At 68.4% G+C, this 15,845-nt stretch carries 11 protein-coding genes and 1 pseudogene; 7 read left to right on the top strand and 5 right to left on the bottom strand.

From position 1 onward, the window contains the following. Nucleotides 1-31: 31 nt before the first annotated feature. The 5 genes from P1J78_RS11725 (at nucleotide 32) to lpdA (ending at nucleotide 4,001) form a co-directional block, all read left to right on the top strand. Entirely contained in the window at nucleotides 32-1,288 is a 1,257-nt protein-coding gene (locus P1J78_RS11725; RefSeq protein ID WP_275567546.1) for an MFS transporter, read from the top strand. A 91-nt stretch (nucleotides 1,289-1,379) separates the two neighbouring features. Continuing rightward, the gene (locus P1J78_RS11720; RefSeq protein ID WP_275567545.1) at nucleotides 1,380-1,952 is read left to right on the top strand and encodes a DUF924 family protein; all 573 of its coding nucleotides are present in this window, start codon (nucleotides 1,380-1,382) and stop codon (nucleotides 1,950-1,952) included. Between the two features lie 54 nt (nucleotides 1,953-2,006). Continuing rightward, nucleotides 2,007-2,213, top strand: a complete 207-nt coding sequence (locus P1J78_RS11715) for a hypothetical protein (protein WP_275567544.1) — start codon at nucleotides 2,007-2,009, stop codon at nucleotides 2,211-2,213. An 18-nt stretch (nucleotides 2,214-2,231) separates the two neighbouring features. Continuing rightward, entirely contained in the window at nucleotides 2,232-2,435 is a 204-nt protein-coding gene (locus tag P1J78_RS11710; protein ID WP_275567543.1) for a hypothetical protein, read from the top strand. Nucleotides 2,436-2,603: 168 nt separating this feature from the next. Next, a complete protein-coding gene (gene lpdA, locus P1J78_RS11705; protein ID WP_275567542.1) occupies nucleotides 2,604-4,001 on the top strand; it encodes a dihydrolipoyl dehydrogenase in 1,398 nt (465 codons plus the stop codon). Nucleotides 4,002-4,056: 55 nt separating this feature from the next. On the opposite strand, the gene P1J78_RS11700 is transcribed toward lpdA, so the two are convergent. Both P1J78_RS11700 and P1J78_RS11695 read right to left on the bottom strand, forming a co-directional pair. Beyond that, nucleotides 4,057-4,473 carry a hypothetical protein gene (locus P1J78_RS11700; protein WP_275567541.1) on the bottom strand — a complete coding sequence of 139 codons (417 nt, stop codon included), beginning with the start codon at nucleotides 4,471-4,473 and terminating at the stop codon, nucleotides 4,057-4,059. Further along, on the bottom strand, nucleotides 4,470-4,835 hold the full coding sequence (locus tag P1J78_RS11695) for a DUF6152 family protein (RefSeq protein WP_275567540.1): 366 nt from the start codon (nucleotides 4,833-4,835) through the stop codon (nucleotides 4,470-4,472). Before P1J78_RS11695 ends, P1J78_RS11700 begins: the two co-directional genes overlap by 4 nt. Before the next feature lie 160 nt (nucleotides 4,836-4,995). On the opposite strand from P1J78_RS11695, the gene P1J78_RS11690 reads away from it, so the two are divergent. After that, the gene (locus P1J78_RS11690; RefSeq protein ID WP_275567539.1) at nucleotides 4,996-6,168 is read left to right on the top strand and encodes an MFS transporter; all 1,173 of its coding nucleotides are present in this window, start codon (nucleotides 4,996-4,998) and stop codon (nucleotides 6,166-6,168) included. A gap of 112 nt (nucleotides 6,169-6,280) precedes the next feature. Then, nucleotides 6,281-9,199, top strand: coding sequence for an excinuclease ABC subunit UvrA (uvrA, locus tag P1J78_RS11685; RefSeq protein ID WP_275567538.1), 2,919 nt, complete (start codon nucleotides 6,281-6,283; stop codon nucleotides 9,197-9,199). An 18-nt stretch (nucleotides 9,200-9,217) separates the two neighbouring features. Here the strand turns inward: uvrA and P1J78_RS11680 are convergent, their stop codons facing one another. The 3 genes and pseudogenes from P1J78_RS11680 to P1J78_RS25580 all read right to left on the bottom strand — a co-directional run. Then, on the bottom strand, nucleotides 9,218-9,622 hold the full coding sequence (locus P1J78_RS11680; RefSeq protein ID WP_275567537.1) for an excinuclease ABC subunit A: 405 nt from the start codon (nucleotides 9,620-9,622) through the stop codon (nucleotides 9,218-9,220). 182 nt (nucleotides 9,623-9,804) lie between these two features. Next, the gene (locus P1J78_RS11675; protein WP_275567573.1) at nucleotides 9,805-13,647 is read right to left on the bottom strand and encodes an efflux RND transporter permease subunit; all 3,843 of its coding nucleotides are present in this window, start codon (nucleotides 13,645-13,647) and stop codon (nucleotides 9,805-9,807) included. 26 nt (nucleotides 13,648-13,673) lie between these two features. Beyond that, a pseudogene (locus P1J78_RS25580) lies at nucleotides 13,674-14,489 on the bottom strand (efflux RND transporter periplasmic adaptor subunit); the annotation flags it as partial. Nucleotides 14,490-15,845: the final 1,356 nt, after the last annotated feature.

Genomic DNA, 15,845 nt, shown 5'->3' with positions numbered 1-15,845 from the left:
AGCGCAAGACGGCAGGACAAGGCGAAAAGCCATGAAACAGGTGCTGGCCAGCTCCTGGGCATTGTTGCTCGGGATCGGGCTGCTGATGATCGGCAACGGGCTGCAGGCGTCGCTCATGGGGGTGCGGGGCAGTCTCGAAGGGTTCACCACCTTCGAGCTGTCGGTGCTGACCTCGGCCTATTTCCTCGGCTTTCTCGGCGGCTCGCGGCTGACGCCGGAGCTGATCCGCCGCGTCGGTCATGTGCGCGTCTTCGCGGCGCTGGGATCTTTCGCGTCGGCCGTGCTGATCCTGTTTCCCGTGGTGACCGAGCCCTGGGCCTGGACGATCCTGCGGGTGGTCATCGGGTTCTCCTTCTCGGGCGCCTATGTCACCGCCGAGAGCTGGCTGAACAACGCCGCCACGAACCAGACGCGCGGCCAGACGCTGTCGATGTACATGATCGTGCAGATGAGCGGCATCGTCGCGGCGCAGGGCATCCTGTCGGTCGGCGACCCGTCGGGCTTCGTCATCTTCATCATCCCGTCGGTGCTGGTCTCGATCTCCTTCGCGCCGATTCTCCTGTCGATCTCGCCGACCCCGGCCTTCGGCACGGCGAAGTCGATGAAGCTGTCGGAGCTGTTCGTCGCCTCGCCGCTGTCCTTCATCGGCATGACGATCATGGGCGGGGTGTTCGCGGCGGTGTTCGGCATGTCGTCGGTCTACGCGGCCGAGATCGGGCTGTCGGTCGGCCGGATCTCCATCTTCATCGCGATGTTCTTCGTCGGGCCGATGGTGCTGCAATACCCGATCGGCTGGTTCTCCGACCGCTTCGACCGGCGCCTCCTGATCATGCTGGTGGCGCTGGCCGGCGGCGTGGCGGCGATCGGCGGCTATTTCCTGGCGGGCAGCTTCACCGCCCTTCTCATCGCGGCCTTCGTCGTCGGCGGCACGGCCAACCCGCTCTATTCGCTGCTGATCGCCTATCTGAACGACTACCTGGAGCCCGACGACATGGCCGCCGCCTCCGGCGGGCTGGTCTTCGTGAACGGGGTGGGGGCGATCATCGGGCCGTTCTTCACCGGCTGGCTGATGGGCGCCTTCGGCGCGCATGCGTTCTGGCTGTATGTCGCCGTGCTGATGGTCGCGGTCGCCGGCTACTCGCTCTATCGGATGACCCAGCGGCCCGCGATCCCGGTCGACGAGACCGCCGCCTATGTCAGCGTGATGCCCACTGCGTCCCCGGTGGCGCTCGAGGCTGCACAGGAATGGGCCATCGAGCATAGCGAGGCAGAGGAAGAACAGTCCTGAACTTGCAGGAATCGCATACTTGCCAGGTAGTTTGGAATTTGTAACGAATCGAACTGTCTGGCGGGGACACGAGCGCAAATGGAGTATGCCGATGGCAAACCCTGAAGACATCCTGGCCTACTGGCTCGACGAGGTCGGGCCCAAAGGCTGGTACGGCAGCAGCGAAGAGCTCGACGCCGACATACGCAACCGCTTTGCCGAGGACTGGCAGCGTGCCATGGACGGCGCCTATGCTTTGTGGCTGACCTATCCCAGCGGGGCGCTGGCCTACATCATCCTGACCGACCAGTTCCCGCGCAACATGTTCCGCGGCGAGGCGAAGGCGTTCGCGAGCGATGCGGTCGCGCTCGCCGCGGCGAAACTGTCCATCGCCCACGGCTTCGACATGAAGATCGACGAGCCGGCGCGACAGTTCTTCTACATGCCGCTGATGCACTCGGAATGCCTGACCGATCAGGACCGCTGCGTGCGGCTGATGAAGACGCGGATGCCGCTGACCGGTGCCGGCAACCTCAAGCATGCGAAGGCCCATCGCGAAGTGATCCGCCAGTTCGGCCGCTTTCCCTACCGCAACGACGTGCTCTCGCGCGCGACGACCCAGCCGGAGGCGGCCTTCGTCGGCGAGGGCGGCTACCGCAAGGCGCTGGAGCAGGTTTCGGCCTGAGCCACGGGAACCAACTGCCGCGCCCATCCGTTGGAGCGGCAGGAGGTTCGACCGATGAAACGCATGACGACATGGACGGTGGTGCTGCTGATCGGCGTCGCCGTGATTGCAGTCTATCCCTGGATCCCGCGCGGCGCGACGCCGGCGGAGACGGGCTTTTTCCCCGACTGGCTGATCCCGCTGGGCTACTTTATCGCCGGCGCCGGCGCGGCCGGGCTGTATCTGGCCTGGACGTGGAAACGCGGCGTCAAGCACGACTGAGTGCGACCGGACGCTGCCATGAAACCGACACTCGTCTGGACGACCGCGCTGCTTGCCGGGGTCGCGGCGCTGGCCGCTTATCCCGTGCTGGCGCAGGAGGCCGGAGCCGCCGCCGGGTTCCATCCGGCGCAACTTCTGGTGCCGGTTGGGTTCCTCGTGTTGCTGAGCGGTGCGGCGGGCCTGTTCCTGACCTGGTGCGCCAGTCCGGCGAGCGCCGAGTGACCCGGACCATGCCGCCGAAGAAAGAGCCTGCATTCGCGGGCTCTTTTGCTATTCTGAGCCATGCGCGGAGCGAAACCCGGGCCTGACCGTGCGGGGATTGGAACTTGCCCCATGGTCAGGTAATGGGGGATTGTTCAACGTTAAACAATGTCCCGGGCGGAGGAGAACATGGCCGGAAAATCCTACGACATGATCGTGATCGGGTCAGGGCCCGGAGGCTACGTCTCCGCGATCCGCGGCGCGCAGCTGGGCAAGAAGGTCGCCATCGTGGAGCGCGAGCACATGGGCGGCATCTGCCTGAACTGGGGCTGCATCCCGACCAAGGCGATGCTGCGCTCTTCCGAGGTGTTCCACCTGATGGAGCGGGCCAAGGACTTCGGCCTGAAGGCCGAGGGCGTCGGTTACGACCTCGACGCGGTAGTCAAGCGCTCGCGCGGGGTGGCCAAGCAGCTGGCCGGCGGCGTCGGCCACCTGATGAAGAAGAACAAGATCGACGTGGTGATGGGCGAGGCGACGCTGCCGGGCAAGGGCAAGGTCTCGGTCAAGACCGACAAGGGCACCGAGGAGCTGACGGCCAAGAACATCGTGCTCGCCACCGGCGCCCGCGCCCGTGAGCTGCCGGGGCTGGAGGCCGACGGCGATCTGGTCTGGACCTACAAGCACGCGCTCGAGCCCAAGCGGATGCCGAAGAAGCTGCTGGTGATCGGCTCCGGCGCCATCGGCATCGAATTCGCCAGCTTCTACAACACCCTGGGCGCCGAGACGACGGTGGTCGAGGTGATGGACCGCATCCTGCCGGTCGAGGACGCCGAGATCAGCGCCTTCGCCAAGAAGTCGTTCCAGAAGCAGGGCATGAAGATCATGGAAAAGGCCATGGTCAAGCAGCTCGACCGGGCGAAGGGCAAGGTGACGGCGCATATCGAGACCGGCGGCAAGGTGGAGAAGCACGAGTTCGACACGGTGATCTCGGCCGTCGGAATCGTCGGAAACACCGAGAACCTGGGCCTTGAGGAGCTGGGCGTGAAGGTCGACCGCAGCCACGTGATCGTGGACGAATACTGCCGCACCGGCGTCGAGGGGCTTTATGCGATCGGCGACGTGGCCGGTGCCCCCTGGCTCGCGCACAAGGCCAGCCACGAGGGCGTCATGGTCGCCGAGCTGATCGCCGGGCAGAACGACGTGCATCCCGTCCGGCCCGAGAGCATCGCCGGCTGCACCTATTGCCAGCCGCAGATCGCCTCGGTCGGCTACACCGAGGCGGAAGCCAAGGAGAAAGGCTACAAGATCAGGGTCGGCCGTTTTCCGTTCATCGGCAACGGCAAGGCCATCGCGCTGGGCGAGGCCGAAGGCATGGTCAAGACGGTCTTCGACGAGAAGACCGGCGAGCTTCTGGGCGCGCATATGGTCGGCGCCGAGGTGACCGAGCTGATCCAGGGCTACGTGGTGGGCCGGCAGCTGGAGACCACCGAAGAGGACCTGATGGAGGCGGTGTTCCCGCATCCGACGCTCAGCGAGATGATGCACGAGTCGGTGCTCGACGCTTACGACCGGGTGATCCACATCTGAGCCGCATGGGCGACGGGGCCTGCCACGGGCCCCGTCGCCCCGGCATCCCGTCGCGTCAGCTATAGGCGATCAGCCGGCCGCAGATCAGGATCGCCGGCCAGAGCATGAGCGACAGCGCCGCGGACCATGGCGGAATGCGGCGCAGATGCAGGGCGGCGTTGGCGAGGGCGACGGCCAGCAGCGCCATCTTCGCCTGGAACCAGCCGTTCACGGCATAATCCCCGGCCTGTGTCACGAACAGCAGCGCACCGCAGGCGGCGGCCAGCGCCAGCCCCGCCGCGGCCCAGCGGCGCAGCAAGGCGACCGCCGCGTTCCGCCGCCGCAGAACCTGCACGTCCATCGGCAGCACGGCGCCCACCAGCAGCGCGATCCCCAGGATGTGGCCCGCGTTCACGAACGGATAGACCCAGCGCGACCGCTTGAGGAACTGCGCCAGCCCGGTCGCCTCCAGCGTCTCGGCCAGCCAGATCACATCCGGTCGGGGTAGAGCACGTATTGCGTCCCGTCGATGGTGATCGCTTCGGCCTTCACCATCCGCTGCTCGGGGTCGGCCGAGCGCGCGCCGAGGATGGTGATCTCGGTGCCCGGCGCCAGCATGGCGTCGGTCAGGCCCGCGCGGTCGTTGCGCCAGGGCTGGCCGATCTCGGCGGTCCAGGTCTCGTCCTCGACGGTCAGCGTCAGAACGCCGTGCGGGTTGCCGAGATCGGCGGTCTCGATCACGCCGGTGAGCTCGAACTTGCCGCTCTCTGTCCAGCGCCAGCCGTGATGGGCCAGCGCGGGCGTGGCGAGGCCGGCGGCGAACAGGGCCAGCGCGTGGCGACGGTCGATCATCATGGAAACACCTCCGATCTGTCCTGCACGACAGGGTAGGGGCCCGGGACCGCACGTCACCCAAACTCTGCGTGACTGGCGTAGGTCGGCCGGCGCGCTTACAAGTCGGCCCGGGGGCGGGACGGTGCGTTTCCCCCCGATCCGGCGATAGGCGGTGGACCTCATGGCGGCAGAGACGCAACGAACCGACTGGCGGCTGGTGCTGCTGATCTGGGCCGCCGGGCTGGGGGCGGCGGCGCAATACGGCAAGATCAGCGTGATCTTCGACCGGCTGCCGGAGGTCTACCCGCAGGCCGGCGCCGCCCTGGGCTTCGCTGTGTCCTTCGTCGGCTTCCTGGGCATAGTGCTGGGCGTGGTCGCCGGGGTGCTGGTCGCCCGCATCGGCTATCGCCGGGCGCTGCTGGCGGCGCTGATCACCGGCGCCGCGGTGTCGGCCGTGCAGAGCCTGTTCCCGCCGATGCCCGTCTTTCTCGCGCTGCGCGTCGTGGAGGGCGCGGCGCATCTCGCCATCGTCGTCGCCGGGCCGACGATGGTTGCCCAGATCACGGCAGAGGCGGACCGGGGGCTCGCGCTGACCCTCTGGGGGACGTTCTTCGGCGTGGCCTTCGCGATCCTGGCCTGGGCGGGGGTGCCGTTCGCGCACTGGGTGGGGCTGCCCGCGCTGATGCTGGCGCATGCGGCCTATATGGCGCTGATGGCCGCGGTGCTCTGGCCGATCCTGCCGCGGGTGACGTCGCGCCCGGCCGCGGCGCCGCGGCTGGCCGACCTGGCGCGGGCGCACCGGCGCATCTACCTGAGCCCGTTCATCGGCGCGCCGGCCTATGGCTGGGTCTTCTACACCGCCTGTTTCGTCGCCGTGCTGACCGTGATCCCGCCCTATCTGCCCGATCACATCCGCGCCTTTACCGTGGGCGCGATGCCGCTGATGTCGATCCTGTCCTCGCTAACGCTCGGCGTCTGGCTTCTGCGGCACATCGAGGCGGTGCAGGTGGTCATGCTGGGCTTCGCCGCCTGCGCCGCGCTCTGCGTCCTGCTGGCGGTCTTTCCCGGCGCGCCGGTGCTGGCGCTGGCGCTGGGGGCCGGGCTCGGGCTGGTGCAGGGGGCGAGTTTTGCGGCCGTGCCGCAGCTGAACCTCGCGCTCGACGACCGGGCGCTGGCCAATGGCGGGCTGGCGCAGGCCGGGAATCTCGGCAACACGCTCGGCACGCCGCTGATGGTCGGCGTGATCGCGCTGGGCGGCTATGGCGGCCTGATGACGGCCCTGGGCCTCTTGTTTTGCGCGGGCGGCGCCGTACATGTGGGGCTTCGGCGCCGGCGCTTGCGGCAGATCGCCTGACACCGGCTGCCAAACAGGCGATTACCTGTGGATGTTCCGGGTATGTTCCAATTTTCGATTGGAGACTCGGCCGCCTTGGGTTAATTGTTAGTCGCTGGTTAAGAGGGCCCCCATGGCGGATCTGAAGAAGATTGAGGTGCGCGGCGCGCGCGAGCACAACCTCAAGGACATCGACGTCGAGATTCCCCGCGACGAACTGGTGGTGATCACCGGGCTGTCCGGCTCGGGCAAGTCCTCGCTGGCCTTCGACACGATCTATGCCGAGGGGCAGCGGCGCTATGTCGAGTCGCTCTCGGCCTATGCGCGGCAGTTCCTCGACATGATGGAAAAGCCGGACGTCGACCATATCAGCGGCCTGTCGCCGGCGATCTCCATCGAGCAGAAGACGACCTCGAAGAACCCGCGCTCCACCGTCGGCACGGTCACCGAGATCTACGACTACCTGCGCCTGCTCTTCGCGCGGGCCGGCACGCCCTATTCGCCGGCCACCGGCCTGCCCATCGAAGCGCAGCAGGTGCAGGACATGGTCGACCGCGTCATGGCGATGGAGGAGGGCACGCGCGGCTACCTGCTGGCGCCGATCGTCCGGGACCGCAAGGGCGAGTATCGCAAGGAGTTCCTGGAGCTGCGCAAGCAGGGCTTCCAGCGGGTGAAGGTGGACGGCACCTTCTACGAACTGGACGAACCACCGACGCTCGACAAGAAGTACCGCCACGACATCGACGTCGTCGTCGACCGCATCGTCGTGCGCGAGGGGCTGGAGACGCGGCTGGCGGATTCGTTCCGCACCGCGCTGGACCTCGCCGACGGCATTGCCGTTCTGGAAACCGCCCCGCGCGGCGGCTCTTCGGCCGCTGGCGCGGCCTCTTCGCCGGGCGAGGAAGGCGCGGCAGCGGCTGACGCGCCGGAGCGCATCACCTTCTCCGAGAACTTCGCCTGTCCGGTCTCCGGCTTCACGATCCCCGAGATCGAGCCGCGCCTGTTCTCGTTCAACGCGCCCTTCGGGGCTTGCCCGAAATGCGACGGGCTGGGGGTGGAGCTGTTCTTCGACGAACGGCTGGTGGTGCCGGATGCGGGCCTCACGCTCTACAACGGCGCGCTGGCGCCCTGGCGCAAGGGCAAGTCGCCCTATTTCCTGCAGACCATCGAGTCCATCGCCCGCCATTACGAGTTCGACAAGAACCTCAAATGGAAGGACATCCCCGAGCGGATCCAGCAGGTCTTCCTCTACGGCTCGGGCAAGGAGGAGATCCAGTTCCGCTATGACGAGGGCGGCCGCGTCTACCAGGTGTCGCGCCCCTTCGAAGGCGTGATCCCGAACATGGAACGCCGCTACCGCGAGACCGACAGCGCCTGGATCCGCGAGGAGTTCGAGCGCTATCAGAACAACCGCCCCTGCGGCGCCTGCAACGGCCACCGGCTGCGCGACGAGGCGCTGGCGGTGAAGATTTCCGGCATGCATATCGGGTGGGTGGTCGAGAAGTCGATCAAGGACGCCTACGACTGGTGCCGGACCGTCCCGGACCATCTGACCCAGCAGAAGAACGAGATCGCCCGCGCCATCCTGAAGGAAATCCGCGAGCGGCTGGGGTTTCTGAACAATGTCGGACTGGAGTACCTGACGCTCAGCCGCAATGCCGGCACGCTGTCTGGCGGCGAAAGCCAGCGCATCCGCCTGGCCAGCCAGATCGGCAGCGGTCTGACCGGCGTGCTCTATGTGCTGGACGAGCCCTCTATCGGCCTGCACCAGCGCGACAACGACCGGCTGTTGCAGACGCTGAAGAACCTGCGCGACCAGGGCAACACCGTGATCGTGGTGGAGCATGACGAGGAGGCGATCCGCGAGGCCGACTATGTCCTCGACATCGGCCCCGGCGCCGGCGTCCACGGCGGCCATATCGTGGCCCGGGGCACGCCCGCCGAGATCGCGGCGAACCCGGACTCGATCACCGGCCAGTACCTGACCGGCGCCCGCGAGATCGCCGTGCCGGCGACGCGCCGCAAGGGCAACCGCAAGAAGGTGACGGTCGTCGGCGCCACCGGCAACAACCTGCGCAAGGTCGACGCGGCCTTTCCGCTGGGCCGGTTCATCTGCGTCACCGGCGTCTCGGGCGGCGGCAAGTCGACGCTGACCATCGAGACGCTGTTCAAGTCCGCCTCGATGCGGCTGAACGGCGCCCGGCAGACGCCGGCGCCCTGCGAGACGATCAAGGGGCTGGAGCATCTCGACAAGGTCATCGACATCGACCAGCGACCCATCGGCCGCACGCCGCGGTCGAACCCGGCCACTTACACCGGGGCCTTTACCCCGATCCGCGACTGGTTCGCCGGGCTGCCGGAGGCGAAGGCGCGCGGCTACAAGCCGGGGCGGTTCTCCTTCAACGTCAAGGGCGGGCGCTGCGAGGCGTGCCAGGGCGACGGGGTCATCAAGATCGAGATGCATTTCCTGCCCGACGTTTACGTGACGTGCGAGACCTGCAAGGGCGCGCGCTACAACCGCGAGACGCTGGAAGTGACCTTCAAGGGCAAGAGCATAGCCGACGTTCTCGACATGACGGTCGAAGAGGCGCGGGAGTTCTTCAAGGCGGTGCCGTCGATCCGCGACAAGATGGACGCGCTGCACCGGGTGGGGCTCGACTATATCAAGGTCGGCCAGCAGGCGACCACGCTTTCGGGCGGCGAGGCGCAGCGCGTGAAGCTGTCGAAGGAGCTGTCCAAGCGCTCGACCGGCCGGACGCTCTACATTCTCGACGAGCCGACGACGGGGCTGCATTTCGAGGATGTGAAAAAGCTTCTGGAGGTGCTGCACGAGCTGGTGGACGCGGGCAACACGGTGATCGTCATCGAGCACAATCTCGACGTCATCAAGACCGCCGACTGGCTCGTCGATATCGGCCCCGAGGGCGGCGACGGCGGCGGGATGATCGTGGCCGAGGGCACGCCCGAGGACGTGGCCAAGATCCCCGAGAGCCACACGGGGCGCTATCTCAAGGAGATGCTGAACCCGCGGCGGAAGGTGGCGGCGGAGTGACCGCCGCCCGCCCCGGCGTCAGTCCAATAGGTCGGCCAGCGCGCCGACGAAGGCGATGACCTCGCGGGTGTCCTCGTCGACGCGGTAGAACCGGTCGCCCACCCGGTAGTAGTCGTAATACGGGTCCAGCCCGTAATAGGCCGGGTCCTGCACGATGACGTCGTCGCCATGGATCCGGTCCCCGGGGGCGTAGACCCGCACGTGATCGCGGTCGCTCCAGTCGCCGGTGTCGGGCGCGGCCGACGGGGCCTTCTTTGCCAGTCCCGGAGGAACGCAGGGCGGGTTCTTTTTCGCGAGACCGGGCGGACAGCCCTGTGCGGCCACGGCGCCGGGTCCGCCCCGGCCGTGCCCGTTGCCCTGTGCCTGCGCCAGGGTCGCCGTTGCGGCCAGAGCCGCGGCAATCAGAATGGTCGTGCGTGACATGTTCTCACCTCCGTTGGCTGGATAACGCAGTTCGCGGCGGGAGGTTGCGCCGATCTTCGGGGTCGGCGTCGGCCTGCCGACGGACCATGCAGCAAGTGGCGGAGCCTCGCGCGCGGCGCCACGGCCGGGCCGCGCGATGTCGGCCCCGGAGGCCCGGAAGGGGGAAGGACGCGGGCCCGCGGTTACTCCGCCGCCCGCATCTGCAGCATCTTCAGCAGCGCGGCGTCATAGGTCTTGTCCGGCCCGTCCGGCCCGGGCACGGTGTCCTCTTCGGGCAGCGTGTCGTCCCACAGGATCTCGGGCATCGTCACCTTCCGCGCCGACCGGCGCAACGCCCAGTCCCGCGCGCCGGCGCTGGTGCGGTTCATCGACATCCGCGCGAACAGCCGCGACAGACCCAGCGCATAGCTGTGGACCCACGCCTTCAGCGCCAGCATCGACGGCGTCACCACCAGCGTCAGGATCGTCGCCACGCCAAGGCCGAACACCACCGCCGTCGCCAGCTGCTTCCACCACAGCGAGGTCGGCGAGTTGATCGAATAGCCGCCCTGGATGAAGTCCAGCGACAGGCCCAGCATCATCGGCGTCAGGCCGGCCATCGTGGTGATCGTGGTCAGGATCACCGGCCGCAACCGCGCCTCGGCGGTGCGGACGATCGCCTCCACCTCGGGCATGTAGCGCTTGTACGCCTGGTAGGTGTCGATCAGCACGATGTTGTTGTTCACCACGATCCCCGCCAGGGCGACGATCCCCGTGCCGGTCATGATGATCGAGAACGGCTGCTGCATCACCAGCATGCCGATCAGCACACCGGTCGTGGACAGCACCACCGCCAGCAGCACCAGGACCGAGTCGTAGAACGAGTTGAACTGCGCCAGCAGGATGATGAACATCAGCCCCAGCGCGCCGCCGAAGGCCTGCATCAGGAAGTTCTGGCTCTCCTGCTGGTCCTCCTGGTCGCCGGTCCATTCCCATTCGACATCCGCCGGCAGGTCCGCCTCGGTCTCCAGCCAGGCCGTCAGCGTTTCGATCCGCTCGGTCGCGGTGACGGGCACGGTGCTCAGCCGCTCGTCCGCTTCGGCGTCGCGGATCGTCCCGGCGTCGAAGCCGCTGGCGAAAGCCACCACGTCGAAGCGCCGGCCATCGGCCAGCGTCAGGTCGGCGGCGCGCGCCGCGCCGTCTTCGTCGAGCGGGCGGACATAGGCCGCGATGCGCGCCTCGTCCTCCGCGGCGCCCGCGTCCGAGACCTTCAGCGCGGTCATTCCCTCTGCCACCGCAGCCTTCACGTCGTAATACCGCTTCTGGTTCACCCGGTCGATCTGCTCCAGCTTCTCGACGGGCTTCAGCGTCAGGAAGTTCGACAGCGGGATCAGCCCGTCTGCGGTGCGCACCTTCAGCGTCTCCAGCGTCGACAGCAGCCGGTCCTTTTCCGGGAACCGCACGCGGATGTCGATCTCCTCGTCCGAGGACGGCACCCGCATCGTGTCGAGCAGCAGGCCGCGGGTGACCAGCTGCACCATGCCGCCGATGGTCGCCACGTCGGCGCCATAGCGGCCGGCGGCCTCGACATCCACGTCGATCTCCCAGTCGATGCCGGGCAGGGGGGTCGTGTTCTCGACGTCGATCAGCCCGGCCGTTCCCTCGAACGTCTCCGTGACCGTGTTGGCCGCGCGCTCCAGCTCGGCCAGGTTCTCGCCGGTCAACCGCAGGTGAACCGGCTTGGCCGAGGCCGGGCCGCGGCTGAGGTTCAGGATCTCGGTCTTGATGCCCGGGAGGCCCGCCAGCCGGCGCTCGATCTCGGCCAGGATATAGTCGCCGTCGTACTCGTCCGCGACGCTCTCCGTCTCGACGACGCCCAGAAAATCCTCGCCCTGTTCGCGCGGCCGATCCTCCCAGCGCGTCAGTTCGAGCTGCACCTGCCCGACGGAATCCCGCGGCCCCTGCGCGCCGCCGGTATTGGTGTCCAGCCCGCCCTCGCCGGCGAAGGCAAAGACGTTGGCGACGCCCGGCACGCCCAGCACCACGTTCTCCACCTCGCGCAGCAGGTCGTCCTTTTCCTGAAGCGACAGGTTGCCCCGTGCCCGGACATAGACGATGGCCTGCTCCGGCTCGGTCTCGGCGAAGAAGTCGACGCCCAGGTTGTTCTCGCCGTAATAGGAGAACACCGACACCACGAAGAACAGCACCGCCCCGATGGTGACGAGCGGCATGATCGGGTTGCCCGCGATGCCCTTTATGAACCAGCCGAACAGCGTGTGCCGGTGGCCCGAGCGCACCTTGCGGGCCGTCCGCTCGATCTTTACCGAGTGCATGGTGATCCCGGTCAGGATCGTGCCCAGCAGGAACAGCACCGCCCCCGGCAGCACCGCCCAGGCCCCCGGGATCGGGTTCGCCATGTCCAGCGGCGCGAACAGGTACTCGGAGTTCAGCACCTGCATCGCGCCGATGAAGACGAGATACGCCGCCGGCAGCACCAGCACCGCCCGCAGAATCCACCACGGCAGCAGCCGCCGCAGCGCGTCGCTCGTCCGGTCGAACTTGCGGCTGATGCGGCCGGCCACGCCGCCCATGATCGGCAGGTAGACCAGCGCCACGATCAGCGAGGCGGACAGCACGAAGATCAGCGTGACCGGCAGCATGCCCATGAATTCGCCCGCCACGCCCGGCCAGAACAGCATCGGCAGGAAGGCGCAGAGCGTCGTGGCCGTCGAGGCGACGATCGGCCAGAACATCCGCTGCGCCGCCTCGACATAGGCATGCATCGGGCCGGTGCCCTCCTGGATGCGCTTGTCGGCGTATTCGACGACCACGATGGCCCCGTCCACCAGCATCCCGACGGCCAGGATCAGGCCGAACATCACGATGTTGGACACCGTCACGTCCATCACCGCCAGCAGCACGAAGCACAGCAGGAACGAGGTCGGGATCGCGAAGCCCACCAGCAGGGCGGACCGGATACCGAGCGACGCCAGCACCACGATCATGACAAGCGCGATGGCCGTCAGCACCGAGCCTTCCAGCTGGCTGACCATCGAGGCGACGGTGAAGCTCTGGTCGTTCGACGTGCCGACCTCGATCGCCGCCCGCAGCTCCTCGGGCCAGGTCTCCTGCGCCGCCGCCACTTCGCGCTTCACCAGCTCGGCGGTGTCGATCAGGTTGTAGCCCTTCTTCTTGACCACCTGCAGCGCCACCGTCGGCTCGCCGTTGAACCGCGCCGTGCCGGTCCGGTCCTCGAAGGTCAGCCGGATATCGGCCAGCTCGCCCAGCGTGACCGAGCGGTCGCCGTCGCCGACGATCTTGATGTCGTAGACGTCCTGCTGGCTTTGCAGCGAGGCGGGGATCTTGACCGAGAAGGTGCCCGTGTCCGTCTCCACCTCGCCGGCGGCGATCAGCAGGTTGTTGTTGCTGACCGCGTTGATCAACTCGCCCGCGGTGACGTTGTAGGCCTCCAGCCGCAGCGGGTCGATCACAACTTCGACCATCTCCTCGCGGTGGCCGGCCAGCGGCGCCTCGAGCACCGGGTCGAGCGCCTCGATCCGCTCCTGCAGGTCGTTGGCCACGCGCAACAGCGTGCGCTCCGGCACCGCGCCGGTGAGGTTGACGATGACGATGGGGAATTCCGAGAAGTTGATCTCGTTGATCGAATACTGCTCGGCGCCGTTTGGGAACTCGGCCTCGGCGGTGTTCATCGCGTCGCGCACGTCGGCCAGCGTCTTGGTCTTGTCCCAGCCGAACTCGAACTCCAGCGCGACGCCGGCATAGCCTTCGGCCGCGGTCGACGACATCGAATCCAGCCCGTCGAGATCGGCGAGCTGCGTCTCCATCGGCTTGATCAGCAGCTTCTCGCTGTCCTCCGCCGAGATGCCGGGGAAGGGGACCGAGATGAAGATCGCCGGGATCTCGATATCCGGCTCGCCCTCCTTGGGCAGGGTGGCATAGGCCAGCGCCCCCGCCCCGATCGACAGGACGATGAACGCGATCACCATGCGGGCGCGGCTCGCCGCCCAGCTGACGATGCCGGTCATCGGCCCGCCGGTGATTTGCTCGCTGCTCATTCGCCGGTCTCCCGGATGCTGGGCGACACGCGGACGCCCTCGGTCACGAATTCCTGGCCGACGACGATGACGTCGGCCTCCTCGCCCAGACCGGAGACATACATGCCGTCGCGGGTGTCGCGCAGCACCTCGACCGGGCGGAAGCCCACGGTGTTGCCCGCCTCGACGACGCGCAGGCCCAGCACGCCCTCGTCATCCAGCGTCAGCGCGCTCTGCGGCACCAGATGCGCGACCTGGGTATCGGACTGGATCACGATCTCGGCGGTCTGGCCGTCGCGGATCTCCAGTTCCGGGTTCGGCACCTCGATCTCCACCCGGAAGGTGCGCGTCGACGGATCGGCCGAGCGCGACAGGAACGTCACCTCGCCCACCACCTGCCGCCCGCCGGAGGCCAGCCGCGCGCCGGCGCGCGCGCCCTGCTCGACCTTGTCCACCTGCGCTTCGGGCACGAACCCCACCAGCTTGATCGGGTCGAGCTGGATCACGGTGGCGCAGAGGCCGCCCATCTGCGAATTCAGCAGGCTGCCCAGCTCGGCGGTGTCGGTCTCCAGCAGCCCCGCGAAGGGGGCGGTGATCGTCAGCCGCTCGATTTCCTTCTCGGCCGAGGCGACGGCCGCCTCCGCGCTCTGGATGCCGGCCATGGCGCTCTCGACGCCGGATTTCGCGGTCTCGACGGCGGCCTTCGCGCCCTCCAGGTTGCTCTCGGCCGAGATCACGCCGACCCGCGCCGACTCGACGCCGCTCTTGGCGGATTGCACGGCGGCCTTGGCGCTTTCCACCTGGCCCTTGGCGGATTGCACGGCCGCCTTGGCGCCCTCCACCTGGCCCTTGGCGGACTGGACGGACGCCTTGGCGCTCTCGACCTGGCCCTTGGCGGACTGCACAGCGGCCTTGGCACTCTCGACCTGCTGCTTGGCGCTCTCGACGGCGGCCTTGGCGCTTTCGACCTGGCCCTTGGCGGCGGAGACGGAGGCCCGGGCGCTTTCCACCTGGCCGCGGGCGGTCGCGACCGCGGCCCGCGCGCCTTCCAGGACCGACAGCGCGTTCTGCACAGCCGCCTTGGCCCCTTCGAGCTGCGACAGCGCGTTCTGCAGGCCGGCCTTCGCGGCCTCGTGCGCCGCCTTGGCCGCGGCCAGACGGGTTTGCGAGCCGAAGCCGCTGTCGGAAAGCTGCGAGGCGGCGTTGAGGTTGATCTCGGCCTCTTCCACCCGGGCGCGCATCTCCTCCACGGCCGCCTCCGCGGCCGGGACGCCGGCCCGCGCCTGCGCCAGGTTCGCCTCGGCGGCCGGGACGCCGGCCTTCGCCTCCTGCAGCCGTGCCTCCGCGGCCGGGACGTTCGCTTCGGCCTCCTTCAGCCGCGCCTCGGCGGTGGGCACGCTGGCCCGCGCCTCGGACAGCCGCGCCTCGGCGGCCGGGATGCTGGACAGCGCCTCGCTCAGCCGCGCTTCGGCAGTGGGCACGCTGGCCCGCGCCTCCTGCAGCCGCGCCTCGGCGGTCGGCACCTGCGCCAGCGCCTCGGCCAGCGCCGCCTCGGCCGTCGGCACGCTCGCCTCCGCCTCGGCCAGGCGCGCCTTGGCCTCGGGCACCCGCGCCTTCGCCTCGGCGATCGCCGCCTCGGCCGCGGGCAGCGCGGCCTCGGCCTCGGACAGGCGGGCGCGGGCGGCGGGCAGGTTCGCCCGCGCCTCCGCCAGCCGCCCCTCGGCCTCGTCGAGCGTCACCAGCCGGGTGCCCGGGTCGATCTCGCACAGCACGTCGCCTTTCTCGACGAAGGCGCCCTTGCGCAGCGGCTCGGACACGACGGTGCCGTTGGTCTCGGCCATCACCTCGACCTGGCGGATCGCCTCGGTCCGGCCGCGCACCAGCACGACCTGCTCGATCGGCTCCGCCTTAGACGGCAGCACGACGACCGGGACGGCGCCGTCCGCGCCCTGCGCCTCGGACGGCGGGGCGCTTTCGTCCTCCGCGGCCGCGGCGTCGTCCGACTCGGCGGAGTCCGCACCGGCGGGCTCTCCGGCCGCGAAGGCGATGATCTCCTCGCGCTGGAAGATCACGAGATACAGCGAAACCATTACGAGCGCTGCGACGAGAAGGGACATGATGCGCATGCGCGACCCCTGACGAATGACCTGTTCCGTTGCCCATATAGGCAATCGCCCGGCACCGCGAAG

Origin of the sequence: Psychromarinibacter sediminicola, from assembly GCF_029168335.1 — a bacterium.
Classification (GTDB): domain Bacteria; phylum Pseudomonadota; class Alphaproteobacteria; order Rhodobacterales; family Rhodobacteraceae; genus Psychromarinibacter; species Psychromarinibacter sediminicola.
Note: the sequence above shows the minus strand (reverse complement) of the source record. Positions and strands in the feature narration are given on the sequence as shown.